A 25,146-nucleotide genomic window follows, 5' to 3' on the forward strand; every position below is an offset into this window, starting at 1 on the left:
TCCCTTGAAGTCCTTAACGACAAATATCGTTATAAAAAAATGCCAAGCGACACGAGACTAATTACCTGGGCATGTTGAAACAATTCCTTAAGGCCAAATCTGTGGACTAACGCACAAAATTATATGCTGTGAGGATAATCTACCGCCGAGGCAAAACGAGTTCGAGATTACCCGATTGGTGCGGTCTTGGCGAGCGGTTTTACATGATTTTTTATAAGAAAAAGTGATACAGAAAGTTAATAAGCGGGATTGGTCAATTAAAGTACGATTGAGTGAAACGCATGCAATACATTCATTTACTTAGAGAATGATTTTTGCGTTCGATAGATGAAAGCACGGTGCGCATCATCAGGATTATCCTCACTATAAAAATAACCCTGATGATGTTAATTACTGTGAGTTATTTGTTTTGGAAATGTTTGTTTTTTCCCGGTAGTGATTTGTCAAAAAAGGTGATTAATCGATCACTTAATGGCGTCAGCAACACCCAGGGCAAACCGATCAATATCACGGTCATCGAACCAACAATGATGTCAGTAAACCAGTGTGCGCCAATCATTACTCTGGGAAATGCAAAAACCACAAAAATAATAAGGGCGATAAGGCCTGCAACTTTGCCGAAATAACGCCACATGAATGCCGAAAAAATAAGCAGCATCATACCGTGATCGCCGGGAAAGCTATCTCGTGAGGCATCTTTCGTGGGAACAGAGAGCAGTTCGCTGACGCGGTTAATATCGGTAAAAGTCAATGTTGGGCTGGCCCGTTTTACAGGAATTAATGCCTGACCCAGCTGGTTTAATACCACTGCAGTTAATAGCATGACCAGACCAATAATCACGATACGTCGTCTGCCAGGGGCGTTTTCTTTCAGCCAGAAACTCAGCATCAACATACCCATCGCCAGCAGTGAACAACCGTCGAAGGCGCGATTGTTGGTCAATGCAACCAGCCACAAAAAGGCCTTACTTTCGACCAGTTTCTGATTAAAGAAATAAAAAATATCCGCATCAATCGGCAACCAGAATCCATGATTAACGGGAATATACCAGGAAAGAAACAGCGCGAGGCCGACAATATTCAACAACACTATTTGCGGCAAATTTTTAATCATATTTTCTCTAATTATCTTACTGAAAAACGCAGGCAACCTTACGCGGTAGTCGCTAAACGAAGCTTCAACAGCGCGCTCTGCAAGGCATTCCAGTCAGCTTCGCTGCTGGAAATCAGCTCAATACGGCTGTCCGGTGGCGCAACGTTTTGCGTTTCAATGTGCAGGTCATCGCCCTGACGGTTGATTCGCACCAGCCCTTCGGGAATACGCAGCACGCCTTTGACGCGTTCTACCGGTGCAAGTCGCGCCCATTCCAGAATGCCAATGGTGTCGAATACCGTATCAGCGTCGAATATCCAGCCGCAGGCCTGATATCCTTGCCCGCTGTTCAGACTGCGACGCCAGCGTTGATGCTCTGGCAGGCTTAACGCTGCTAACCCTTTTTTCACGACATGCTGATGAGAATGCGCGGCGCTGGCGGGCAACTCGGCTAAATTGCGACGCGGCAAATCCAGAAGATGACCGTCAACTTTCCCATGCTCACTGTGAATTAATTGCCGATCGCCACCATTTTGCTGCCACCAGCGCTGTAGCGCTTGCTCACTTTCGGGCGTCGCACGGTCGGATTTATTGGCGACAATAATGTCTGCGGCAGCCAGCTGGTCACGGAAGTTTTCATTGCTGGCGCTTTTTTCGTCCAGCAGCAGGCGTGGATCGAGAATGCACAACGTGGCGCGCAGATCTATCCACGGTTCATAGACGGGTGCGGTTAAGAGATCGAGGATCTGTTTCGGATGGCCTAGCCCGGTCGGCTCTATCAACAAGCGGTCTGGTTTTCCCTGACGCAGTAAGGTATTCAACCCTACCTGCATAGGTAAACCATTAACGCAGCACATGCAGCCGCCGGGGATCTCTTTCAGCAATGCGCCGCTATCGGCGAGCAAAGCACCATCAATTCCGACTTCCCCAAATTCATTAACCAGTACCGCCCATTTTTCGTTGGGATCTTTATGGGCTAACAGATGAAGAATCGACGTAGTTTTCCCGCTGCCGAGAAAACCGGTGATGAGGTTGGTTCTGGTCACAACGGCTCCGCAATACTCTTAAAAGTTAACTGAGCGTTAATCCTGGCTAAAAAAGGCAGAAAAGAGAAGGGGAGAGCGGACGAAGGCGAGCTTCATCCGCTTTAACCGCAGAAATCGTTAAATTTTGAGGGTGTTTAATAGCGCTTGATGCGCGCCGAATTGTGCGATTTGTTGCCAGGCTTGTTCGATTGCCTGCACAAAATGCGGGTTATCTGGCAGATCATCACCGAAAACTTCACGCAGAGAAAGCAGGGCGGTTACGCGTTGTTCACTGTTACTGCCCGCAACAAGTTCGCAAATTTTATCGCTAAGCGGATCGCGAACATCAATGGCATTTCCGGCATCATCAACGCCGCTGACGTAACGCATCCAGCCTGCAACGCCTAATGCCAGCAACGACCAGTCCGTTTCGCGCGCCAGATGTATGCGAATACCTGCCAGCATACGTTGCGGTAATTTCTGGCTGCCATCCATCGCGATTTGCCAGGTCTTATGTTTCAGCGCCGGGTTAGCAAAACGTGCAATTAACTTATCCGCATATTGTGTTAAATCGACATCTTTAATCCGCAGTGTCGGCGCTTGCTCATCCAGCATTATTGTTCTGGCGGCATGGCGAAATGCGCGATCCTGCATGCAATCACTGATATGGGCGAATCCTGAGAGGTAACCCAGATAAGCGAGAAAAGAGTGGCTGCCATTAAGCATCCGCAGTTTCATCTCTTCCCATGGCAGGACATCATTCACCATTTGTACACCTGCGACTTCCCAGGCAGGACGCCCAGCGACGAAGTTATCTTCCACCACCCACTGGATAAACGGTTCGCAGCTAATCGCACAGGGATCATTCACCCCCAGATGCTGGCTGATTTCCGCCAGTGATTCGTCGGTTGCTGCCGGAACAATACGGTCGACCATGGTTCCCGGAAAACTGACGTGTTCTTTTATCCACCCGGCGAGTTCTGGTGAACGTTTTTCCGCCATCCCCAGCACCGCGTTTTTCACCACATGGCCATTGTCGGGAATATTGTCGCAGGAGAGTACGGTAAACGGTGCAAGGCCGCGTTCACGGCGTCGTTTCAGTGCTTCGACGAGAATACCCGGCGCGGAGTGAGGTTCTTCAGGATTTTGAAGATCGTGAATAATCCGCGGATTGCTGGTGTCGAGTGCACCGGTGGCCGGGTCAATACAATAGCCTTTTTCGGTAATCGTCAGGGAAACAATTGCCACCTGTGGCTCGCAAAATTTCTCAATAATTGCCGCTAAGGAATCCAGTTTTGCATTCAGGCAGTCGTGAACGGCACCGACAATTATCGCCTGATTGCCGTCCGCACCTTTCTCCAGCACGGTATATAAATGGTTCTGTGCGCGGAGCTGGCTCATCAGTTGATCGCCGCTGAACAAGCTGATCTCACAGATCCCCCAGTCGCCGCCCTGGGCATTCAGCACACGATCGGTCAGTAACGCCTGATGAGCGCGGTGAAAGGCTCCAAAGCCAAAATGAACGATACGTGATTGCAACTGCTGGCGATCGTAGCGTGGAGCGTGTACATGATGCGGGAGCGTAGCGGAGGCGATTGTATTCATAGGAGTCACGTCTTAGTAACGATTGATTAACAATGACAGTGTAAAGTTATATGACAGCAATTGAAATTGGTCTGGATTGTTAATGCGATGAAGTGTGAGGGCGATCAATTTACAAGTGAATATTGCAGGCGAAAGGTGTTCAGGAAGCGCAAAATGAAGGATTGGTATAATAAATTAAAAAAGGGACAGCCTGAGCTATCCCTTTTCTGCATGCGGCTGAAGTTAGTCAGCACGACCCATATAACGGCGTTCTTCGATATGGATACGAATTTTTTCGCCCGGGCTTAAGTATTCTGGTACCTGAATCACCAGACCAGTGCTCAATGTCGCCGGTTTGTTACGGGCGCTGGCAGATGCCCCTTTGATGCCAGGTGCGGTTTCAACGATTTCCAGATCAACGGTCTGCGGCAGCTCAAGCGCCAGCAGTTGACCGTCCCAGGTCAGCACCTGCATGTCCGGCATGCCGCCCTCAGGCATAAACAGCAACTCTTCTTCAATCTGATCTTTGGTGAAGGTATACGGGGTATAGTCTTCTTTATCCATAAAGACATATTCGTTGCCATCGACATAGGAGAAGTCAACGTAACGGCGGGTCAGCGTCACGGTGTCAACGATATCATCACCTTTGAAACGCTCTTCTACTTTCAGCCCGGTACGGACATCAGAAAAACGCATTTTGTACAGCGTAGCGGCACCGCGGGCAGTGGGCGACTGAATATCAATATCCTTAACCAGCAGCAGTTTGCCGTTGTAATTCAGTACCATACCTTTTTTAATTTCGTTCGCTCTTGGCATCGAAAAATTCCTGTAGTCGAAAATGTCAAAAATATCGCGACAAAGTACTCGCGACGGGCCTTTCGGGCAAGTGGTATTCGCACTTTTGCTGGTGCAAAAAAGGTGGTACTGTGCGCGCTCATCAATCCGGTGGTTAACCTTAAGAGAACAACGTATGGAATGCCGTCCGGGTTGCGGGGCGTGTTGCACTGCCCCTTCAATTTCCAGCCCTATTCCCGGTATGCCAGATGGCAAGCCCGCCAATACGCCCTGCATTCAGCTTGATGAACAGCAACGCTGTAAAATTTTCACCTCGCCACTGCGGCCGAAAGTCTGTGCAGGCTTACAAGCCAGCGCTGAAATGTGCGGTAACTCGCGTCAGCAGGCAATGACCTGGCTTATCGATCTGGAAATGCTGACCGCGCCTTAAACATCTTTAATCCGCAGTAAGCAAAACAGAGTGGCGATAATCATCACCATCGCAAACCAGAACACAGCGTGATAATTCCAGATCTCGGCGACGATGCCCGCCACAGATCCTGCGATGATCCAGCCCACGCGCGACGTGTTGGTATAGAGCGTGGTGGCTGAACCTGCCTGACCGGGCATCAAATCCTGAAAATAAAGCATCCCGATGCCGCCCAGAATGCCAATAAAAATAGCATTTAGCAGCTGCAAGCCCAACAGAATGACAGGTGAATGCGCCATCAGCATTCCTGCGTAAAAACAGACGCCACCCACGGCAGCAACGCGCATTAAGAAACGCTTACCCAGACGTTTGGCGAAATATCCGGCAATCAACATGGTCGGGATTTCCAGCCCGGCGGCGGTCCCCATCATCACGCCTGCCAGTTTCTCGGGAAGATGGAGTTCGTTGATAATAAATAGCGGCATGTTGATGATGTACAGGCTGTTCGAGCCCCACATCAATGTACAAATGACAAACAGCAGCAGCGTATCGCGACGGTTACGGCGCGGCGCTTCAACCGTGCCGGTCGCCAGTGGAAGCTCTTTTTGCATCGACGGTAAAAACAGCCACACCATCACGCCGCAAACAATAAACGCTACCGCTGCGCTCAGATACATTACCGTAAAGCTGAAACCCATCGCTAAGGCATAAGCCAGCGGCGGGCCAATGACCCATGCCAGTGAAACCTGAGCGCGTAAAAAAGAGCTGAACATCACCGCTTCACGTCCGGTTTTGTCGGCATGTTCACGGGCGAGGGCAAACATTTGCGGGTTAGCGGTCGAGCCAAAGCTGCTAAGAAAGACGCCAACGAATAGCAAAACAAAGTAGTTGCGATTCCAGGCAAAAAGGGTGCAGGCCAGCACGCCTAACAGGCAGCAAAAGACAATCAGCGATTTGCGATCGCCGCGCTTATCAGAGCGCCCGGCGAGAAACTGACTGACCAGAATCCCAATGACAGCGCTGCCGGTAAAGAAGAATCCCACCATCGCCGGACGGGCATGTACTTCATCGGTAAGGAAAATACTGAGTGTCGGGGTTTGTAGAGCGCCCGCAATACCGGTGAGAAAGGCAACGATTAAAAACGCCGTCGAGGTCAGGTCAAACGATTTCGCGCTGGAGACTGCGGGGGAGTTATGCATGCTGGTCGATCACTGGAAGAGGAAGACGCGGAGTTTACGCTGCTTGTTAGAAAATAAACAGACAGCGAAATCAAAAGCGCCACGAATAATCAAAATGCCATTTCACTGTTGCTGATTGGCTGCTGACGCTGCTGAAATGAAATTGCTGATAACGGATTTTCCCATCAGCAATTAGGAAAAATGACAAAAAATTGTGCAGCACATCAAACTTTTGCTCATTACTTTACGGCTTTCCTTGCGTGCTGAAACAGAAGTATTATTCTTTCTTGAAACGTTTCAGCGCGATCTTGTCTTTAACCCTAAGCCAGGTTGGCGCTTTTTTTCTCATAGAAGCTGAATCGTTTCAATTCAGCAAGAGAGGAGAACTATGTTCCAGTTATCCGTACAGGACATCCATCCGGGCGAAAAGGCCGGAGACAAAGAAGAGGCGATTCGCCAGGTCGCTGCGGCGCTGGTGCAGGCCGGTAATGTAGCTGAAGGCTACGTCAATGGCATGCTGGCGCGCGAACAGCAAACCTCTACGTTCCTCGGCAATGGTATTGCTATTCCACACGGCACTACCGACACCCGCGATCAGGTGCTGAAAACCGGCGTTCAGGTATTTCAGTTCCCGGAAGGCGTCACCTGGGGTGACGGCCAGGTAGCGTACGTGGCGATCGGTATTGCTGCCAGCTCGGATGAACATCTGGGCCTGCTACGCCAGCTGACCCACGTACTGAGCGATGATTCCGTTGATGAACAACTGAAGTCAGCAACAACAGCAGAAGAACTTCGCGCATTGCTGATGGGCGAAAAGCAGAGTGAGCAGCTGAAGCTCGACAACGAAATGCTGACGCTGGATATCGTCACCAGCGATCTGCTGACTCTTCAGGCGCTTAACGCTGCGCGTCTGAAAGAGGCGGGGGCAGTTGACGCCACTTTCGTCACCAAAGCCATCAATGAACAACCGCTGAACCTCGGACAGGGTATCTGGCTGAGCGATAGCGCCGAAGGCAATCTGCGTAGCGCGATTGCGGTAAGCCGTGCGGCAAATGCTTTTGATGTGGACGGCGAAACGGCAGCCATGCTGGTGAGTGTGGCGATGAATGACGATCAGCCCATTGCGGTTCTTAAGCGTCTCGCTGATTTGTTACTCGACAATAAAGCTGACCGCTTGCTGAAAGCGGATGCGGCAACGTTGCTGGCGCTGCTGACCAGCGATGATGCGCTGACCGACGACGTGTTAAGCGCGGAGTTTGTGGTGCGCAATGAACACGGCCTGCATGCTCGTCCAGGTACCATGCTGGTCAATACCATTAAACAATTTAACAGTGATATTACCGTGACAAACCTTGATGGCACCGGCAAACCGGCAAACGGACGTAGTCTGATGAAAGTTGTGGCACTTGGCGTTAAGAAAGGTCATCGCCTACGCTTTACCGCCCAGGGTGCAGATGCTGAACAGGCGCTGAAAGCCATTGGCGACGCTATCGCTGCTGGTCTTGGGGAGGGCGCATAATGAGCAGACGTGTTGCTACGATCACCCTTAATCCGGCTTATGACCTTGTTGGTTTCTGCCCGGAAATTGAACGCGGCGAAGTGAACCTGGTGAAAACCACCGGTCTGCATGCGGCGGGTAAAGGCATCAACGTGGCCAAAGTATTAAAAGACCTGGGAATTGATGTCACCGTTGGCGGCTTCCTGGGTAAAGACAATCAGGATGGTTTTCAGCAACTGTTCAGCGAGCTGGGCATTGCCAACCGTTTCCAGGTTGTACAGGGGCGCACCCGAATTAACGTTAAGCTGACGGAAAAAGACGGCGAAGTGACCGACTTCAACTTCTCGGGTTTTGAAGTCACCCCCACCGACTGGGAACGCTTTGTGACTGATTCTCTGAGCTGGCTCGGTCAGTTCGATATGGTCTGTGTCAGCGGAAGCTTACCGTCAGGCGTCAGCCCGGAAGCGTTCACCGACTGGATGACTCGCCTGCGTAGTCAGTGTCCTTGCATTATCTTTGATAGTAGCCGTGAAGCGTTAGTAGCAGGTTTGAAAGCGGCACCGTGGCTGGTGAAACCTAACCGCCGCGAGTTGGAAATCTGGGCAGGCCGTAAACTGCCTGAAATGAAAGATGTGATTGAAGCTGCACATGCGCTACGTGAACAAGGTATTGCGCATGTTGTTATTTCACTGGGTGCCGAAGGCGCGCTTTGGGTTAATGCCTCCGGCGAATGGATCGCCAAACCACCGTCAGTCGATGTCGTAAGCACCGTTGGCGCAGGGGATTCTATGGTTGGTGGCCTGATTTATGGCTTGCTGATGCGTGAATCCAGTGAACACACACTGCGTCTGGCGACAGCTGTTGCAGCCCTGGCGGTAAGTCAAAGCAATGTGGGTATTACCGATCGTCCGCAGTTGGCCGCAATGATGGCGCGCGTCGACTTACAACCTTTTAACTGACAGCAGGAGAGGCATAATGAAAACGCTGCTGATTATTGACGCTAATCTCGGTCAGGCACGCGCCTATATGGCGAAGACCCTGCTGGGCGCGGCGGCGCGAAAAGCAAAACTGGAAATCATCGACAATCCGAACGACGCTGAAATGGCGATTGTTCTCGGTGATTCCATCCCGAACGACAGCGCGCTGAACGGTAAAAATGTCTGGCTGGGCGATATTTCCCGGGCAGTTGCGCACCCTGAGCTGTTCCTGAGTGAAGCCAAAGGCCATGCGAAACCTTACACTGCGCCGGTCGCTGCGACAGCACCGGTTGCCGCCAGCGGTCCGAAACGCGTAGTTGCGGTGACTGCTTGCCCGACTGGCGTAGCACACACCTTTATGGCGGCTGAAGCCATTGAAACCGAAGCGAAAAAACGTGGCTGGTGGGTGAAAGTTGAAACCCGTGGTTCGGTTGGCGCGGGTAATGCAATCACCCCTGAAGAAGTCGCCGCAGCGGATCTGGTGATTGTGGCGGCAGATATTGAAGTGGATCTGGCGAAATTTGCTGGTAAACCGATGTATCGCACCTCTACCGGTCTGGCGCTGAAGAAAACTGCGCAGGAACTGGATAAAGCGGTTGCTGAAGCAACGCTGTATGAACCAGCGGGCAAAGCTCAAACAGCGACCACTGAAGGCAAGAAAGAGAGTGCAGGCGCTTACCGTCACTTGCTGACGGGCGTCTCTTACATGCTGCCGATGGTCGTTGCAGGTGGTCTGTGTATCGCGCTTTCTTTTGCTTTTGGTATCGAAGCGTTTAAAGAGCCGGGTACGTTGGCTGCGGCGCTGATGCAGATTGGTGGTGGTTCAGCCTTTGCGTTGATGGTGCCGGTACTGGCAGGTTATATTGCCTTTTCCATTGCCGATCGTCCGGGTCTCACGCCGGGTCTGATTGGCGGTATGCTGGCGGTCAGCACCGGTTCTGGCTTCATTGGCGGTATTATTGCGGGCTTCCTGGCTGGTTACATTGCGAAGTTAATCAGTACGCAATTGAAACTGCCGCAGAGTATGGAGGCGCTGAAACCGATCCTGATCATTCCGCTAATTTCCAGTCTGGTGGTCGGTCTGGCGATGATTTACCTGATCGGTAAACCGGTTGCTGGCATTCTCGAAGGGTTGACTCACTGGCTGCAGACCATGGGGACTGCGAATGCGGTTCTGCTGGGGGCGATCCTCGGTGGCATGATGTGTACTGACATGGGCGGTCCGGTAAACAAAGCAGCGTACGCGTTCGGTGTGGGTCTGCTGAGTACTCAAACCTATGGCCCGATGGCGGCGATTATGGCGGCAGGTATGGTGCCACCGCTGGCAATGGGTCTGGCAACAATGGTGGCGCGTCGAAAATTCGACAAAGCGCAGCAGGAAGGTGGCAAAGCCGCTCTGGTATTGGGACTGTGCTTCATTTCGGAAGGTGCAATTCCGTTTGCTGCTCGTGATCCGATGCGTGTGCTGCCGTGCTGTATCGTGGGTGGGGCGCTGACTGGCGCAATCTCAATGGCGATTGGTGCGAAACTGATGGCACCGCACGGTGGTCTGTTTGTTCTGCTGATCCCTGGCGCGATTACGCCGGTATTGGGTTACCTGGTAGCCATTATTGCCGGTACGCTGGTGGCGGGTTTGGCCTATGCCTTCCTGAAACGTCCGGAAGTGGACGCAGTAGCGAAAGCAGCGTAATAAAAGGTGTGTTCCAGGGCAGAAATTTCCTGCCCTGTAACATTGGATGAGCGCAAAGGGAATGACCGGTTTGTGAATGTAATTTTATGAATTTAAATGGTTTTATCTTTTAGTAGAAACCTGAAACTTTCATCAAACACTAAGGTTATTTCCTCAAGGGCAGATTAATTTCTGCCCTTTTTTAGTGTTCCTGTTCTGTGCATCCCGTCACAAATTCCCCGTTTTTGTAATTCAGGCATTTAATCGCATTTTGTGAGCCTGCTCAAATCTGCCCATTTTGCCTCTCTGGCGGCCATTTACTTTACGTAAAACATGCATACTATGAGCACATGTTTAAATATGAACACATGTTTAAACCGTCTTTGCAGTATCTATATTCTTGTGGATTGACAGGGTTGGTAATTTTTTACCAGAGGACGTGCTATGCGCGAAAAGGATTATGTCGTAATTATAGGCTCGGCGAATATTGATGTCGCCGGATATTCACATGAATCATTAAATTATGCGGATTCAAATCCAGGTAAAATAAAATTTACGCCTGGTGGGGTAGGGCGCAATATTGCACAAAACCTGGCGTTGCTGGGTAATAGAGCCTGGCTACTGAGCGCCGTAGGCAGTGATTTTTATGGCCAATCGCTGCTAACGCAAACCAATCAATCTGGCGTTTATGTCGATAAATGCCTGATTGTGCCGGGAGAAAATACGTCGAGCTATTTATCATTACTCGATAATACCGGTGAAATGCTGGTTGCTATAAATGACATGAATATTAGCAACGCTATTACAGCTGAATATCTCGCACAGCACCGTGAATTTATTCAGAGGGCAAAGGTCATTGTCGCGGACTGTAATATCAGTGAAGAGGCACTGGCATGGATTCTGGATAATGCCGCCAACGTACCCGTATTTGTCGATCCTGTTTCCGCGTGGAAATGTGTCAAAGTGCGCGACCGTCTAAATCAAATCCACACTCTCAAGCCAAACCGCCTTGAAGCGGAAACCCTGAGTGGGATTGCGCTGTCAGGGCGTGAAGATGTGGCAAAGGTTGCCGCCTGGTTCCATCAACATGGCCTGAACCGACTGGTATTGAGCATGGGCGGCGACGGCGTTTATTACAGTGATATCAGCGGTGAAAGTGGTTGGTCTGCGCCGATCAAAACCAATGTCATTAATGTTACCGGAGCGGGCGATGCCATGATGGCGGGACTTGCTTCGTGTTGGGTAGACGGAATGCCGTTTGCCGAATCTGTTCGTTTCGCACAGGGATGTTCGTCAATGGCGCTCTCCTGTGAATACACCAATAACCCCGATTTATCGATTGCCAACGTTATATCGTTAGTGGAGAACGCAGAATGTCTGAATTAAAAATTTCCCCTGAATTATTACAAATTTCCCCGGAAGTGCAGGACGCTTTAAAAAACAAAAAACCGGTTGTGGCGCTGGAATCGACCATTATTTCTCACGGGATGCCGTTCCCACAAAATGCCCAGACCGCAATTGAAGTTGAAGAAACTATTCGTAAACAGGGCGCTGTACCTGCCACTATCGCCATTATTGGCGGCGTGATGAAAGTGGGTTTAAGCAAAGAAGAAATTGAATTGCTGGGTCGCGAAGGGCATAACGTGACCAAAGTTAGTCGTCGCGATTTACCTTTTGTCGTTGCCGCCGGAAAAAATGGCGCAACCACTGTGGCTTCAACGATGATTATTGCGGCGCTTGCCGGAATTAAAGTATTTGCCACCGGGGGAATTGGTGGTGTGCATCGCGGGGCGGAACATACCTTCGATATTTCTGCCGATTTGCAAGAACTGGCAAATACTAATGTCACCGTTGTTTGTGCCGGTGCAAAATCTATTCTCGATTTAGGATTAACAACAGAATATTTAGAAACCTTCGGTGTGCCGTTAATTGGCTATCAGACAAAAGCGCTGCCTGCGTTTTTCTGCCGTACCAGCCCGTTTGACGTCAGCATTCGCCTTGATAGTGCCACGGAAATCGCTCGTGCAATGGCAGTGAAATGGCAAAGCGGTCTGAACGGTGGCCTGGTGGTGGCAAATCCGATCCCAGAACAGTTTGCGATGCCGGAGGAATCTATCAATGCAGCCATAGATCAAGCCGTCGCCGAAGCCGAAGAGCAGGGCGTTATTGGTAAAGAAAGTACACCGTTCCTACTGGCGCGTGTTGCTGAACTGACCGGTGGTGACAGCCTGAAATCCAACATCCAACTGGTGTTCAATAACGCCATTCTGGCGAGCGAAATTGCCAAAGAATACCAGCGTCTCGCGGGTTAATTTCTGACGGGCAGAAAGCCGTCGCCCGTACTGATCATACATACCAAAACCTGGCGCTAGCGCCGGGTTTACTGGCATGAAGGGAAAATCATTATGGATATAATGAGAAGTGTTGTGGGGATGGTGGTGTTACTGGCAATAGCATTTTTGTTGTCAGTGAATAAAAAGAGCATCAGTTTGCGCACGGTTGGAGCTGCATTGCTGCTACAAATCGCCATTGGCGGAATCATGCTCTATTTTCCACCAGGAAAATGGGCGGTAGAGCAGGCGGCATTAGGCGTACATAAAGTGATGTCTTACAGTGACGCCGGCAGTGCCTTTATTTTTGGTTCATTGGTCGGGCCGAAAATGGATGTCCTGTTTGATGGCGCAGGCTTTATCTTCGCCTTTCGCGTACTCCCGGCGATTATCTTCGTCACTGCGCTCATCAGTCTGCTGTACTACATTGGCGTGATGGGGCTGCTGATTCGTATTCTTGGCAGTATTTTTCAGAAAGCCCTCAACATCAGCAAAATCGAATCTTTTGTTGCGGTTACCACTATTTTCCTCGGGCAAAATGAGATCCCGGCGATCGTTAAACCGTTTATCGATCGCATGAATCGCAACGAGTTGTTTACCGCAATTTGTAGCGGGATGGCGTCCATTGCGGGTTCGATGATGATTGGTTATGCCGGAATGGGCGTACCAATTGACTACCTGTTAGCGGCATCGCTGATGGCGATCCCTGGTGGTATTTTGTTTGCACGTATTCTTAGCCCGGCAACCGAGCCTTCGCAGGTGACATTTGAAAATCTGTCGTTCAGCGAAACGCCGCCAAAAAGCTTTATCGAAGCAGCGGCGAGCGGTGCGATGACCGGGCTGAAAATCGCCGCTGGTGTGGCGACGGTGGTAATGGCATTTGTGGCAATTATTGCGCTGATCAACGGCATTATCGGCGGAATTGGCGGCTGGTTTGGCTTCGCCAATGCTTCTCTGGAAAGTATTTTTGGCTATGTGCTGGCACCGCTGGCGTGGATCATGGGTGTGGACTGGAGTGATGCCAACCTTGCGGGTAGCCTGATTGGGCAGAAACTGGCGATTAACGAATTCGTCGCTTACCTGAGTTTCTCCCCATACCTGCAAACGGGCGGCACGCTGGAAGTGAAAACCATTGCGATTATCTCCTTTGCGCTTTGTGGTTTTGCTAACTTTGGTTCTATCGGTGTTGTCGTTGGGGCATTTTCGGCTATTTCGCCAAAACGCGCACCGGAAATCGCTCAGCTTGGTTTACGGGCGCTGGCAGCAGCAACGCTTTCCAACCTGATGAGCGCGACCATTGCCGGGTTCTTTATTGGTTTAGCTTGAGTTTCATTGCCGGATGTACGCCTAATTAAGCGTTGCATCCGGCAATCGCGCTATTGCAGATTATTTTTTACTGCATCATCCCGGAGAATTTATTCTCCGGGTCCATCTCCAGCGCCAGTCCTGACAACTGCTTTCTGTTTTTAATTAGATATCCTTTCTTGCTTTTAATTAATAAACCGTCGTGAATGAATTGCGCGAGAACATATAAAAGATGTCGATAAGAAACGCCTAAATACTCTGCCGCTTGCGTATGCTTTTCGTGATAAAGATCACCTTCTTGTGAGAGTAATATAAATGCTGCCAGGCGATTCACTAACGGAAATGATTGATTCTGAGTTAAAGAAACAATATTTCGATAATTTTTATGGCTTAAAGTAACGCAGAGTTTTCGTAAAAATAGCGTGTCGTTTAATAACAGCGGGCGGTAATGTTTCATAGAGAGCGCAAGGCACCAACACTCTTCAATAGCCTGCACCGCACGCGGTTCATGGTCTTTATCGATTAACTCAATCTCACCAATAAAACAGGGGGCGGCAAAGAAATCGATCAGCGACACGCGACCATTAGCTAGCGTGGCGTAAAGCCTGGCGCGGCCTCGCGTCAGGTAAAACAGCCAGGACGGCTGTTGCCCTTCCTGCACTATGTAGTCACGCGCTAAAAAATGAAACAGCCGAGTATCGGCTGAAACATCCGTTGAAAAGCAATCCTTAAACGCGGATTCACTCATCAATTGCTGCTTAAGATCATTATTGTGGATTTCTTTCACAATGTTTATCCGCTATGAGATTTCTCATATTTAGCATACGTACGCTGTTGTTAAGATTCAATCATCGGCCCGGTCGAATTTTCTTTGCTGTAGAAAAAATAACGCAACTGGAAACAGAGGAAATAAACAATGGAAAAGAGAAAAATTATTCTGGATTGTGATCCGGGTCATGATGATGCTATTGCAATGATGATGGCAGCGAAACATCCGGCGATTGATTTATTAGGTATCACCATTGTAGCGGGTAATCAGACGCTTGATAAAACATTAATTAATGGCCTGAATGTTTGCCAGAAACTGGAGATTAATGTTCCGGTTTATGCGGGGATGCCACAACCCATTATGCGGCAACAAATCGTTGCCGATAATATTCACGGTGAAACCGGACTGGATGGCCCGGTGTTCGGGCTGCTGACCCGCCAGGCAGAAAGCACTCATGCGGTGAAATATATCATCGATACCCTGATGGCAAGCGATGGCGATATCACTCTGGTGCCGGTTGGTCCGCTTTCAAATATCGCGGTGGCAATGCGTATGCAGCCCGCGATCCTGCCGAAAATCCGTGAAATTGTGCTAATGGGCGGCGCTTACGGTACAGGCAACTTCACGCCATCTGCCGAGTTCAACATCTTTGCGGACCCGGAAGCGGCGCGAGTGGTGTTCACCTCCGGCGTTCCATTAGTGATGATGGGCCTCGATCTCACCAACCAGACCGTTTGCACCCCGGACGTGATTGCTCGGATGGAAAGGGCAGGCGGCCCCGCCGGAGAGCTGTTCAGCGACATCATGAACTTCACTCTGAAAACGCAGTTCGAAAACTACGGTCTGGCTGGCGGCCCGGTACATGACGCCACCTGTATCGGTTATCTGATTAACCCCGATGGCATTAAAACCCAGGAGATGTACGTCGAAGTGGACGTCAACAGTGGCCCTTGCTATGGGCGTACCGTCTGCGACGAGCTGGGCGTTCTTGGCAAGCCCGCCAATACCAAAGTCGGCATCACTATTGATACTGACTGGTTCTGGGGATTAGTCGAAGAGTGCGTGCGCGGCTACATCAAAACCCATTAAGTGTTGATAACAAGCCGGGACAGTATCGCAAGATGCAGGCCCGGCGATTTCTGATGGGCAGAAAGCCGTCGCCCAAAATGACATGAAGAGATAATAACTATGGATGTCATGAGAAGTGTTCTGGGAATGGTGGTACTGCTGGCAATTGCGTTTTTGCTGTCAGTAAACAAGAAGAAGATCAGCCTGCGTACCGTTGGCGCGGCGTTAGTGTTACAGGTCGTGATTGGCGGCATTATGCTTTGGTTACCGCCAGGGCGTTGGGTCGCAGAAAAAGTCGCTTTTGGCGTGCATAAAGTGATGGCGTACAGCGATGCAGGTAGCGCATTTATCTTCGGTTCTCTGGTCGGACCGAAAATGGACACCTTATTTGATGGTGCAGGATTTATCTTTGGTTTCAGAGTATTACCGGCAATTATCTTCGTCACCGCGCTGGTGAGTATTCTCTACTACATCGGTGTGATGGGGATCTTAATTCGCATTCTCGGCGGTATCTTCCAGAAAGCATTAAATATCAGCAAGATCGAGTCATTCGTCGCGGTCACTACCATTTTCCTCGGGCAAAACGAAATTCCGGCAATCGTCAAACCCTTTATCGATCGGCTGAATCGCAATGAATTATTTACAGCGATTTGTAGTGGCATGGCCTCGATTGCTGGTTCGACAATGATTGGTTACGCCGCACTGGGCGTACCTGTGGAATATTTGCTGGCGGCATCGTTAATGGCGATCCCTGGCGGGATCTTATTTGCTCGCCTGTTAAGTCCGGCCACGGAATCTTCGCAGGTTTCCTTTAATAACCTCTCTTTCACCGAAACACCGCCAAAAAGCATTATTGAAGCCGCTGCGACAGGGGCAATGACCGGGCTGAAAATCGCCGCAGGTGTGGCGACAGTGGTGATGGCATTTGTTGCAATAATTGCGTTGATTAACGGTATTATCGGCGGCGTTGGCGGCTGGTTTGGTTTTGAACATGCCTCGCTGGAGTCCATTTTAGGTTACCTGCTGGCCCCACTGGCGTGGGTAATGGGTGTTGACTGGAGTGATGCGAATCTTGCCGGGAGTTTGATTGGACAGAAACTGGCAATAAATGAATTTGTCGCTTACCTCAATTTCTCACCTTATCTGCAAACAGCTGGCACTCTGGATGCTAAAACCGTGGCGATTATTTCCTTCGCGTTGTGCGGTTTCGCTAACTTTGGTTCTATCGGGGTGGTGGTGGGGGCGTTTTCTGCGGTTGCGCCACACCGTGCGCCGGAAATCGCCCAGCTTGGTTTACGCGCGCTGGCGGCGGCGACACTTTCTAACCTGATGAGTGCCACCATTGCCGGGTTCTTTATTGGTTTAGCGTAGTGCGCGAGTTATGAGCCGGATAAGACGCGGTCAAGCGTCGAATCCGGCAACATTGTTACACCATCGGCACTAATGAAAGCGCGTTATCGGCAGACAGGGTAGGGTTGTTTAAGCTGCCGCTGGCGCGTGAAATTGCTGCGCAGGCCATCGCAAAACGGGCGCTGTCACGGAAATTGTTTCCCTCCAGAAAGCTATATACCAGACCCGCCATAAAACCATCGTCAGCACCAAAACTGTCTACTGTCGTATGCGCTGGTGCGGTCAGCAAAAATTGTTCTCCATCCTTTTCGCTGCAATAAACTGACTCATCGGGCAAATAAACAAACAGTTGCTGAACACCTTGCTGATGTAATGCATTCACTGCGGCATTACGGTCAGCATCGCTGGTGATCGCCTGTCCCCATAAAATTTCCAGCTCCGGTAAAGTGGGTTTCAGGGTGTGAATATGCGCCAGCCAGTGTTTGATTTTGCCCGCTTTGAATTCTGAAACGGTATCGACAAACACCGGGATTTCATCAGCGAGGGTAAAGACCCATTCCAGCGCCTCGGCTGTCAGGTTACAATCTGCCAGTACCACGCCCGCATGACGAAGTAAATCGCGCGACCCGTTCAGTAGTTGCGGTGTCAACTGATCCAGCAGATGGGTATCGTTAATCGCCAGCACGGTTTGATCGTCTCGATTGGCAATTGCCAGATACGTCGATGTGCTTTGACCATGTAAACGAACGCAGCCGGAGACATTCACGCCGGCGCGGCGCGTTTCTTCCAGGAGCATTTCGCCATAAAAGTCATCGCCAATCACTGAAAGCAAATGAACGTCGCGGCCTAACAGCGCCAGATTGTGGGCGATATTGCGTCCAACGCCGCCTGCCGAGCAATGAATGGTACCGGGATGAGAAGCCGCTTGCGGGTAACGGATATCCGCCATCCCGCGAATATCCATATTGATTGTCCCCACCACTACGCAGTATTCCTGCTCGGTGAGAATGTAACCTTTGCCTTTAATCCGTCCTTTGCGCATTAAATCCATAATATGCGCTGCAACACGCGAACGGCTGATTTGCAGCATATCCGCAATTTCGTTCTGCTGAATCAGCGGGTTACGCCTTAATATTGCAAGGATCTCCTTCTCCCGGTTATTCATCTTCAGGCTACCGCTTTTTCAGTTTGTTGCGCTTTCAGCCAGGCGATCTCTTCTGCCCAGATATCCGGGTTGATGGTTTCAAGGATCAGCGGAATTCCGTCGAAACGGTCGTCCTGCATGATCCAGCGGAACGCATCATGACCGATATTGCCTTCACCGAGGCTATGATGGCGGTCAACGCGGCTGCCAAAGGTGCTTTTCGCATCGTTAAGGTGCATCCCGCGCAGATACTTAAAGCCGACAATACGGGCAAAATCCGCGAACGTTTTCTCGCATTCGGCAGAAGTACGCAAATCATACCCGGCAGCGAAAGCATGGCAGGTATCAATGCAGACGCCGACGCGGGATTTATCTTCCACGCCGTCGATAATCGCCGCGAGATGTTCGAATTTAAACCCTAAGTTACTGCCCTGACCGGCGGTGTTTTCAATCACCGCTGTCACACCATGAGTTTTATCCAGCGCAATGTTGATGGATTCGGCAATACGCGCAAGGCAATCCTCTTCTGAAATCTGCATCAGATGGCTGCCAGGGTGGAAGTTGAGCAAAGAAAGCCCCAGCTGTTCGCAACGCTGCATTTCATCTATAAAGGCATCGCGCGATTTTTCCAGAGCTTCAGTGACCGGATGTCCGAGGTTAATCAGATAACTGTCGTGGGGAAGAATTTGCGCCGATGTGTAGTGATATTTTTCACAGGCGGCTTTGAATTCATCGATGGTTTGCGTCGTGAGCGGTGCGGCACGCCACTGACGTTGGTTTTTGGTGAACAAGGCAAACGCGGTTGCGTCGATTTCGGCGGCGCGAATTGCGGCATTTGCCAGACCGCCAGCAGCACTAACGTGCGCTCCAATGTATTTCATGCGAGGACTCCTGTTAAACCCGCTGGAGGAAAACGGTAATGATAGCGGGTTAACAGGAGCAAGATGTAGTGGTTTATGCGATGACGCTTTGAATCACATAGTTAATCGCACCACCACCAACAATCAGCCAGGCAAACAGTACCAGAGCCATCAGCAGAGGTTTCGCCCCGGCTTTTTTCAGCGCGCTGACGTGAGTGGTCAGACCCAGCGCCGCCATCGCCATTGCCAGCAGGAAGGTATCCAGCGTTACCAGCATATTCACTACGCTCTGCGGTAACAGGTGGAACGAGTTAAAGATGGCAACTACGATGAACAAGATGGCAAACCACGGAATAGTGATTTTGCTTTTCTCGCCGCTGTTCGCCCCAGACAGCTGTTTAACACGCGCCGCCAGCAGGATGAGGAACGGAGCCAGCATCATCACGCGCAGCATTTTGGAAATAACTGCTGCGTTTTCTGCATCCGGGCTGATGGCATGACCTGCCGCCACCACCTGCGCCACTTCGTGCACAGTAGAACCAATGTAGATACCGAAAGTTTCCGGACTAAACCATTGAGACATCAGCGGATATATCGCCGGGTAGAGGAAAATCGCGACGGTCCCGAAGATAACAACGGTTGCAACAGCCACGGTTACTTTACTGGCTTCTGCTTTCACTACCGGCTCAGTCGCCAGTACCGCGGCAGCACCACAGATACTGCTACCGGCACCGATCAACCAGCTGGTGTGCTTATCCAGACCAAACACTTTCTGCCCCAGGAAGCAAGCCAGCAGGAAGGTACTGGACAGCGTCAACACGTCAATGATGATCCCACTGATACCGACATCGGCAATTTGCGAGAACGTCAGACGGAAGCCATAAAGAATGATACCCAGACGTAATAAATATTGCTTGGCAAACAGCACGCCACCGTCACAGCTTTTCCAGATGTGCGGATAGATGGTGTTGCCTAAAACCATCCCCAACAAAATTGCGAGGGTGAGGGCACTAAACCCGGCACCCGCAACCGCGGGAATGGAACCACCCCACAGGGCGACCCCGGTGATAACTGCACTCAGGGCTAACCCCGGAATAAAATGCCACAGTGTACGATGTTGTTTCTGTAAGGTGATATTCGTCATAACCCTCTCCTTTAACCGGGCATAAGGTTACGACTAACTGGTTTAAAAATAAAATTGATTATATATTTATAATTAATCTTTATAAGTGGTAAGCGACTATGCACATCACCCTCCGGCAGTTGGAAGTTTTTGCAGAAGTATTGAAAAGTGGATCAACCACCCAGGCGTCGGTGATGCTGGCGTTGTCGCAATCAGCAGTGAGCGCAGCCTTGACCGACCTGGAAGGGCAGCTTGGCGTTCAACTGTTTGATCGCGTGGGGAAAAGACTGGTAGTTAATGAACACGGGCGGCTGCTCTATCCGCGAGCGTTGGCACTGCTTGAACAGGCGGTTGAAATCGAACAACTGTTTCGCGAAGACAACGGCGCGATTCGTATCTATGCCAGTAGTACCATCGGTAACTATATTCTGCCTGCAGTTATCGCCCGTTATCGCCATGATTATCCGCAGTTGCCGATTGAACTTAGCGTTGGGAATAGCCAGGACGTGATGCAAGCGGTGCTGGATTTCCGCGTTGATATTGGCTTTATTGAAGGACCGTGCCACAGCACTGAAATCATTTCTGAACCGTGGCTGGAAGACGAGCTGGTGGTTTTCGCCGCGCCGACTTCGCCGTTGGCTCGTGGTCCGGTCACCTTAGAACAGCTGGCCGCTGCGCCGTGGATCCTGCGTGAACGCGGCTCCGGCACGCGGGAGATTGTCGATTATCTGTTGCTGTCACATTTACCGAAGTTTGAGATGGCGATGGAATTAGGTAACTCCGAGGCAATCAAACATGCGGTGCGTCATGGGTTGGGTATTAGTTGCCTGTCGCGACGGGTGATTGAAGATCAATTGCAGGCAGGCACATTAAGTGAAGTTGCGGTCCCTCTTCCGCGCCTGATGCGTACGTTGTGGCGTATACATCATCGGCAAAAACACCTTTCCAACGCGCTACGGCGCTTCCTGGACTATTGCGATCCCGCGAATGTACCGCGTTAAGTTGCTGTACAAGAACATGCTGGTGCTGTGTCGATTTCGTGACGCAGCGCCCTCAGCATGCATTCGCCAGAAAAGAGATTGGCTGCTTTACTTATAATCCCTGGGCGATCATGAAGGTGTCTTATAACCGTGTATTTCTGCCGGAAGGATTGCCAATCGTCTGCTACAATCGCGCCTCATTTTTAAGATGGATAGCATTTTTGTATGGGTTCCGAAACTAAAACTACAGAAGCGCCGGGCTTACGCCGTGAATTAAAGGCGCGTCACCTGACGATGATTGCCATTGGCGGTTCCATCGGTACAGGTCTTTTTGTTGCCTCTGGCGCAACGATTTCTCAGGCAGGTCCGGGCGGGGCATTGCTCTCGTATATGCTGATTGGCCTGATGGTTTACTTCCTGATGACCAGTCTCGGTGAACTGGCTGCATATATGCCGGTTTCCGGTTCGTTTGCCACTTACGGTCAGAACTATGTTGAAGAAGGCTTTGGCTTCGCGCTGGGCTGGAACTACTGGTACAACTGGGCGGTGACTATCGCCGTTGACCTGGTTGCAGCTCAGCTAGTCATGAGCTGGTGGTTCCCGGATACACCGGGCTGGATCTGGAGTGCGCTGTTCCTCGGCGTTATCTTCCTGTTGAACTACATCTCTGTTCGCGGCTTTGGTGAAGCGGAATACTGGTTCTCACTGATCAAAGTCACGACAGTTATTGTCTTTATCATCGTTGGCGTGCTGATGATTATCGGTATCTTCAAAGGCGCGCAGCCTGCAGGCTGGAGCAACTGGACAATCGGCGAAGCGCCGTTTGCTGGTGGTTTTGCGGCGATGATCGGCGTAGCTATGATTGTCGGCTTCTCTTTCCAGGGAACCGAACTGATCGGTATTGCTGCAGGCGAGTCCGAAGATCCGGCGAAAAACATTCCACGCGCGGTACGTCAGGTGTTCTGGCGAATCCTGTTGTTCTATGTGTTCGCGATCCTGATTATCAGCCTGATTATTCCGTACACCGATCCGAGCCTGCTGCGTAACGATGTTAAAGACATTAGCGTTAGTCCGTTCACCCTGGTGTTCCAGCACGCGGGTCTGCTCTCTGCGGCGGCGGTGATGAACGCAGTTATTCTGACGGCGGTGCTGTCAGCGGGTAACTCCGGTATGTATGCGTCTACTCGTATGCTGTACACCCTGGCGTGTGACGGTAAAGCGCCGCGCATTTTCGCTAAACTGTCGCGTGGTGGCGTGCCGCGTAATGCGCTGTATGCGACGACGGTGATTGCCGGTCTGTGCTTCCTGACCTCCATGTTTGGCAACCAGACGGTATACCTGTGGCTGCTGAACACCTCCGGGATGACCGGTTTTATCGCCTGGCTGGGGATTGCCATTAGCCACTATCGCTTCCGTCGCGGTTACGTATTGCAGGGACACGACATTAACGATCTGCCATACCGTTCAGGCTTCTTCCCACTGGGGCCGATCTTCGCATTCATTCTGTGTCTGATTATCACACTGGGCCAGAACTACGAAGCGTTCCTGAAAGACACCATTGACTGGGGCGGCGTAGCGGCAACATATATTGGTATCCCGCTGTTCCTGATTATCTGGTTCGGATACAAGCTGATTAAAGGAACTCACTTCGTACGTTACAGCGAAATGAAGTTCCCGCAGAACGATAAGAAATAAGTTTCCTCCCTTCCTTGCTAAGCCCTCTCAACCGAGAGGGCTTTTTCAATTCCATTTCCCTGACAAATCATGCGGATATAAAATTTAACATTTGGATTGATAATTGTTATCGTTTGCATTATCGTTACGCCGCAATCAAAAAAGGCTGACAAATCAGAGGCTGTTCCGGCTTTCTGGGATGATCACCTGCATACAAATAAGTCCACCGCGATGCTGCCGTACGCAAGGGGACGTAAAGAAGATGTGAGCGATACCCATTTTATTTTCGTAGTTACCTCATGGAGATATGGAATGTTTAGGTTGAACCCTTTCGTACGGGTCGGGCTGTGTTTGTCCGCTATTTCTTGCGCATGGCCTGTGTTAGCGGTCGATGATGATGGCGAAACGATGGTTGTCACTGCATCTTCCGTTGAGCAAAACCTTAAAGATGCACCCGCCAGTATCAGCGTCATTACCCAGGAAGACCTGCAGCGAAAACCGGTACAGAATCTGAAGGATGTCCTCAAAGAAGTGCCTGGCGTACAACTGACGAACGAAGGGGATAACCGTAAGGGCGTTAGTATTCGTGGTCTGGACAGCAGCTACACCCTGATTCTTGTCGACGGTAAACGCGTTAACTCCCGCAATGCCGTCTTCCGCCACAATGATTTCGATCTGAACTGGATCCCGGTCGATTCCATCGAACGTATTGAAGTGGTCCGTGGCCCGATGTCGTCGCTGTACGGTTCCGATGCGCTCGGCGGTGTAGTGAATATCATCACCAAAAAAATCGGTCAGAAATGGTCGGGTACCGTTACCGTCGATACCACCATTCAGGAACATCGCGATCGCGGTGATACCTATAACGGTCAGTTCTTTACCAGCGGACCATTAATTGACGGCGTGCTGGGAATGAAAGCTTACGGCAGCCTGGCAAAACGTGAAAAGGATGACCCGCAAAACTCAACGACCACCGATACCGGAGAAACGCCGCGTATTGAAGGATTCTCCAGCCGCGACGGCAATGTCGAATTTGCCTGGACACCGAATCAAAATCACGATTTTACTGCCGGATACGGTTTCGACCGTCAGGATCGTGATTCCGACTCGCTGGACAAAAACCGCCTGGAACGCCAGAACTACTCCGTCAGCCATAATGGGCGTTGGGATTACGGCACCAGCGAACTGAAATACTACGGTGAGAAAGTCGAGAACAAAAACCCTGGCAACAGCAGCCCGATAACTTCCGAAAGCAATACGGTCGACGGCAAATACACGTTGCCGCTGACGGCGATTAATCAGTTTCTCACGGTTGGCGGTGAATGGCGTCACGACAAACTTAGCGATGCGGTGAACCTGACCGGGGGAACCAGTTCCAAAACGTCTGCCAGCCAGTACGCGCTGTTTGTGGAAGATGAATGGCGGATCTTCGAGCCGCTGGCGCTGACGACCGGCGTACGTATGGACGATCATGAAACCTACGGTGAACACTGGAGTCCGCGTGCCTACCTGGTTTATAACGCCACCGACACCGTAACGGTGAAAGGGGGCTGGGCGACGGCTTTTAAAGCGCCTTCTCTGTTGCAACTTAGCCCTGACTGGACGAGCAATTCCTGCCGTGGCGCATGTAAGATTGTGGGTAGCCCGGATCTGAAACCAGAAACCAGCGAAAGTTGGGAGCTGGGGCTTTACTACATGGGTGAAGACGGCTGGCTGGAAGGGGTGGAGTCCAGCGTGACCGTTTTCCGTAACGATGTGAAAGATCGCATCAGCATCAGCCGTACGTCTGACGTCAATGCTGCACCGGGCTACCAAAACTTTGTCGGTTTTGAGACGGGCGCTAACGGACGGCGCATACCGGTATTCAGCTACTACAACGTTAACAAAGCACGTATTCAGGGCGTGGAAACCGAGCTGAAAATTCCGTTCAACGATGAATGGAAACTGTCACTCAACTACACCTACAACGATGGTCGTGATGTCAGCAACGGCGAAAACAAACCGCTATCCGATCTGCCGTTCCATACTGCTAACGGTACGCTGGACTGGAAACCGCTGGCGCTGGAAGACTGGTCATTCTATGTTTCTGGTCACTATACCGGGCAGAAACGCGCCGACAGCGCGACGGCTAAAACACCGGGCGGTTATACCATCTGGAATACCGGTGCGGCCTGGCAGGTGACTAAAGACGTCAAACTGCGCGCAGGCGTGCTGAACCTTGGCGACAAGGATCTCAGTCGTGACGACTACAGCTATAACGAAGACGGACGTCGTTACTTTATGGCAGTGGATTATCGCTTCTGATGAGAAGATGC

General features: G+C 50.8%; 21 protein-coding genes. 12 read left to right on the forward strand and 9 right to left on the reverse strand.

Translation table 11 applies throughout. The annotated features are described in order from the left end of the window. Positions 1 to 400: 400 nt before the first annotated feature. The 4 genes from lpxT to yeiP all read right to left on the reverse strand — a co-directional run bounded on the left by lpxT (position 401) and on the right by yeiP (position 4,518). Positions 401 to 1,114: a Kdo(2)-lipid A phosphotransferase gene (gene lpxT, locus ACJHX7_RS08175; protein WP_000594599.1), complete on the reverse strand. Its 714-nt coding sequence runs from the start codon at positions 1,112 to 1,114 to the stop codon at positions 401 to 403. A gap of 38 nt (positions 1,115 to 1,152) precedes the next feature. Continuing rightward, complete coding sequence (gene yeiR / locus ACJHX7_RS08180) at positions 1,153 to 2,139, reverse strand: zinc-binding GTPase YeiR (protein ID WP_000198822.1); 987 nt, start codon at positions 2,137 to 2,139, stop codon at positions 1,153 to 1,155. Positions 2,140 to 2,256: 117 nt separating this feature from the next. Continuing rightward, on the reverse strand, positions 2,257 to 3,723 hold the full coding sequence (locus ACJHX7_RS08185) for a mannitol dehydrogenase family protein (protein ID WP_094029708.1): 1,467 nt from the start codon (positions 3,721 to 3,723) through the stop codon (positions 2,257 to 2,259). 222 nt (positions 3,724 to 3,945) lie between these two features. Further along, positions 3,946 to 4,518 carry an elongation factor P-like protein YeiP gene (yeiP, locus tag ACJHX7_RS08190; protein ID WP_001136827.1) on the reverse strand — a complete coding sequence of 191 codons (573 nt, stop codon included), beginning with the start codon at positions 4,516 to 4,518 and terminating at the stop codon, positions 3,946 to 3,948. A gap of 154 nt (positions 4,519 to 4,672) precedes the next feature. On the opposite strand from yeiP, the gene ACJHX7_RS08195 reads away from it, so the two are divergent. Further along, a complete protein-coding gene (locus ACJHX7_RS08195) occupies positions 4,673 to 4,927 on the forward strand; it encodes a YkgJ family cysteine cluster protein (protein ID WP_000389030.1) in 255 nt (84 codons plus the stop codon). Here ACJHX7_RS08195 and setB read toward each other — a convergent pair. Further along, positions 4,924 to 6,105 (reverse strand): sugar efflux transporter SetB, encoded by a 1,182-nt coding sequence (setB, locus tag ACJHX7_RS08200; protein WP_000551977.1) that lies wholly within the window; start codon positions 6,103 to 6,105, stop codon positions 4,924 to 4,926. The genes ACJHX7_RS08195 and setB overlap by 4 nt on opposite strands. Positions 6,106 to 6,472: 367 nt before the next feature. On the opposite strand from setB, the gene fruB reads away from it, so the two are divergent. The 6 genes from fruB to ACJHX7_RS08230 all read left to right on the forward strand — a co-directional run bounded on the left by fruB (position 6,473) and on the right by ACJHX7_RS08230 (position 13,884). Further along, a complete protein-coding gene (gene fruB / locus ACJHX7_RS08205; RefSeq protein ID WP_094029709.1) occupies positions 6,473 to 7,603 on the forward strand; it encodes a fused PTS fructose transporter subunit IIA/HPr protein in 1,131 nt (376 codons plus the stop codon). Continuing rightward, entirely contained in the window at positions 7,603 to 8,541 is a 939-nt protein-coding gene (gene fruK, locus ACJHX7_RS08210) for a 1-phosphofructokinase (protein WP_000091267.1), read from the forward strand. The genes fruB and fruK overlap by 1 nt, the downstream gene beginning before the upstream one ends. 16 nt (positions 8,542 to 8,557) lie before the next feature. After that, complete coding sequence (gene fruA / locus ACJHX7_RS08215; protein ID WP_000854438.1) at positions 8,558 to 10,249, forward strand: PTS fructose transporter subunit IIBC; 1,692 nt, start codon at positions 8,558 to 8,560, stop codon at positions 10,247 to 10,249. A gap of 423 nt (positions 10,250 to 10,672) precedes the next feature. Beyond that, entirely contained in the window at positions 10,673 to 11,614 is a 942-nt protein-coding gene (locus ACJHX7_RS08220; protein ID WP_001208157.1) for a pseudouridine kinase, read from the forward strand. Continuing rightward, positions 11,602 to 12,540: a pseudouridine-5'-phosphate glycosidase gene (gene psuG / locus ACJHX7_RS08225; protein ID WP_094029710.1), complete on the forward strand. Its 939-nt coding sequence runs from the start codon at positions 11,602 to 11,604 to the stop codon at positions 12,538 to 12,540. Before ACJHX7_RS08220 ends, psuG begins: the two co-directional genes overlap by 13 nt. 93 nt (positions 12,541 to 12,633) lie before the next feature. Then, complete coding sequence (locus ACJHX7_RS08230) at positions 12,634 to 13,884, forward strand: NupC/NupG family nucleoside CNT transporter (protein WP_000353878.1); 1,251 nt, start codon at positions 12,634 to 12,636, stop codon at positions 13,882 to 13,884. A 67-nt stretch (positions 13,885 to 13,951) separates the two neighbouring features. On the opposite strand, the gene ACJHX7_RS08235 is transcribed toward ACJHX7_RS08230, so the two are convergent. Next, on the reverse strand, positions 13,952 to 14,650 hold the full coding sequence (locus ACJHX7_RS08235) for a transcriptional regulator YeiL (RefSeq protein WP_000658603.1): 699 nt from the start codon (positions 14,648 to 14,650) through the stop codon (positions 13,952 to 13,954). 129 nt (positions 14,651 to 14,779) lie between these two features. Between ACJHX7_RS08235 and rihB the strand changes: the two genes are divergently transcribed. Continuing rightward, a complete protein-coding gene (rihB, locus tag ACJHX7_RS08240; protein ID WP_094029712.1) occupies positions 14,780 to 15,721 on the forward strand; it encodes a ribosylpyrimidine nucleosidase in 942 nt (313 codons plus the stop codon). 99 nt (positions 15,722 to 15,820) lie between these two features. Beyond that, entirely contained in the window at positions 15,821 to 17,071 is a 1,251-nt protein-coding gene (locus ACJHX7_RS08245) for a NupC/NupG family nucleoside CNT transporter (protein WP_000382942.1), read from the forward strand. 55 nt (positions 17,072 to 17,126) lie between these two features. On the opposite strand, the gene ACJHX7_RS08250 is transcribed toward ACJHX7_RS08245, so the two are convergent. The 3 genes from ACJHX7_RS08250 to ACJHX7_RS08260 form a co-directional block, all read right to left on the reverse strand. Next, positions 17,127 to 18,215, reverse strand: a complete 1,089-nt coding sequence (locus ACJHX7_RS08250; RefSeq protein WP_001064989.1) for a sugar kinase — start codon at positions 18,213 to 18,215, stop codon at positions 17,127 to 17,129. Between the two features lie 2 nt (positions 18,216 to 18,217). Next, entirely contained in the window at positions 18,218 to 19,075 is an 858-nt protein-coding gene (gene nfo, locus ACJHX7_RS08255; protein WP_000873886.1) for a deoxyribonuclease IV, read from the reverse strand. 73 nt (positions 19,076 to 19,148) lie between these two features. Next, complete coding sequence (locus ACJHX7_RS08260) at positions 19,149 to 20,198, reverse strand: YeiH family protein (protein WP_000182053.1); 1,050 nt, start codon at positions 20,196 to 20,198, stop codon at positions 19,149 to 19,151. A gap of 98 nt (positions 20,199 to 20,296) precedes the next feature. Between ACJHX7_RS08260 and yieE the strand changes: the two genes are divergently transcribed. The 3 genes from yieE to cirA all read left to right on the forward strand — a co-directional run bounded on the left by yieE (position 20,297) and on the right by cirA (position 25,135). Continuing rightward, a complete protein-coding gene (gene yieE, locus ACJHX7_RS08265; RefSeq protein ID WP_000548294.1) occupies positions 20,297 to 21,178 on the forward strand; it encodes a DNA-binding transcriptional regulator YeiE in 882 nt (293 codons plus the stop codon). Positions 21,179 to 21,382: 204 nt separating this feature from the next. Next, entirely contained in the window at positions 21,383 to 22,852 is a 1,470-nt protein-coding gene (lysP, locus tag ACJHX7_RS08270; RefSeq protein WP_000534384.1) for a lysine-specific permease, read from the forward strand. A 291-nt stretch (positions 22,853 to 23,143) separates the two neighbouring features. Further along, positions 23,144 to 25,135, forward strand: coding sequence for a catecholate siderophore receptor CirA (gene cirA / locus ACJHX7_RS08275; protein WP_094029713.1), 1,992 nt, complete (start codon positions 23,144 to 23,146; stop codon positions 25,133 to 25,135). Positions 25,136 to 25,146: the final 11 nt, after the last annotated feature.

Source organism: Escherichia sp. WS1451, from assembly GCF_046487365.1.
Lineage (GTDB): Bacteria > Pseudomonadota > Gammaproteobacteria > Enterobacterales > Enterobacteriaceae > Escherichia > Escherichia coli.

Excerpts from the sequence above, each read along its gene's own strand:
- fruB (WP_094029709.1), top strand. The coding sequence starts at position 6,473 with ATGTTCCAGTTATCCGTACAGGACATCCATCCGGGCGAAAAGGCCGGA.
- ACJHX7_RS08185 (WP_094029708.1), bottom strand. The coding sequence starts at position 3,723 with ATGAATACAATCGCCTCCGCTACGCTCCCGCATCATGTACACGCTCCA.
- nfo (WP_000873886.1), bottom strand. The coding sequence starts at position 19,075 with ATGAAATACATTGGAGCGCACGTTAGTGCTGCTGGCGGTCTGGCAAAT.
- psuG (WP_094029710.1), top strand. The coding sequence starts at position 11,602 with ATGTCTGAATTAAAAATTTCCCCTGAATTATTACAAATTTCCCCGGAA.
- yeiP (WP_001136827.1), bottom strand. The coding sequence starts at position 4,518 with ATGCCAAGAGCGAACGAAATTAAAAAAGGTATGGTACTGAATTACAAC.
- setB (WP_000551977.1), bottom strand. The coding sequence starts at position 6,105 with ATGCATAACTCCCCCGCAGTCTCCAGCGCGAAATCGTTTGACCTGACC.
- fruK (WP_000091267.1), top strand. The coding sequence starts at position 7,603 with ATGAGCAGACGTGTTGCTACGATCACCCTTAATCCGGCTTATGACCTT.
- ACJHX7_RS08245 (WP_000382942.1), top strand. The coding sequence starts at position 15,821 with ATGGATGTCATGAGAAGTGTTCTGGGAATGGTGGTACTGCTGGCAATT.
- ACJHX7_RS08250 (WP_001064989.1), bottom strand. The coding sequence starts at position 18,215 with ATGAATAACCGGGAGAAGGAGATCCTTGCAATATTAAGGCGTAACCCG.
- fruA (WP_000854438.1), top strand. The coding sequence starts at position 8,558 with ATGAAAACGCTGCTGATTATTGACGCTAATCTCGGTCAGGCACGCGCC.
- cirA (WP_094029713.1), top strand. The coding sequence starts at position 23,144 with ATGTTTAGGTTGAACCCTTTCGTACGGGTCGGGCTGTGTTTGTCCGCT.
- rihB (WP_094029712.1), top strand. The coding sequence starts at position 14,780 with ATGGAAAAGAGAAAAATTATTCTGGATTGTGATCCGGGTCATGATGAT.
- lpxT (WP_000594599.1), bottom strand. The coding sequence starts at position 1,114 with ATGATTAAAAATTTGCCGCAAATAGTGTTGTTGAATATTGTCGGCCTC.
- ACJHX7_RS08260 (WP_000182053.1), bottom strand. The coding sequence starts at position 20,198 with ATGACGAATATCACCTTACAGAAACAACATCGTACACTGTGGCATTTT.
- ACJHX7_RS08195 (WP_000389030.1), top strand. The coding sequence starts at position 4,673 with ATGGAATGCCGTCCGGGTTGCGGGGCGTGTTGCACTGCCCCTTCAATT.
- yieE (WP_000548294.1), top strand. The coding sequence starts at position 20,297 with ATGCACATCACCCTCCGGCAGTTGGAAGTTTTTGCAGAAGTATTGAAA.
- ACJHX7_RS08220 (WP_001208157.1), top strand. The coding sequence starts at position 10,673 with ATGCGCGAAAAGGATTATGTCGTAATTATAGGCTCGGCGAATATTGAT.
- ACJHX7_RS08230 (WP_000353878.1), top strand. The coding sequence starts at position 12,634 with ATGGATATAATGAGAAGTGTTGTGGGGATGGTGGTGTTACTGGCAATA.
- lysP (WP_000534384.1), top strand. The coding sequence starts at position 21,383 with ATGGGTTCCGAAACTAAAACTACAGAAGCGCCGGGCTTACGCCGTGAA.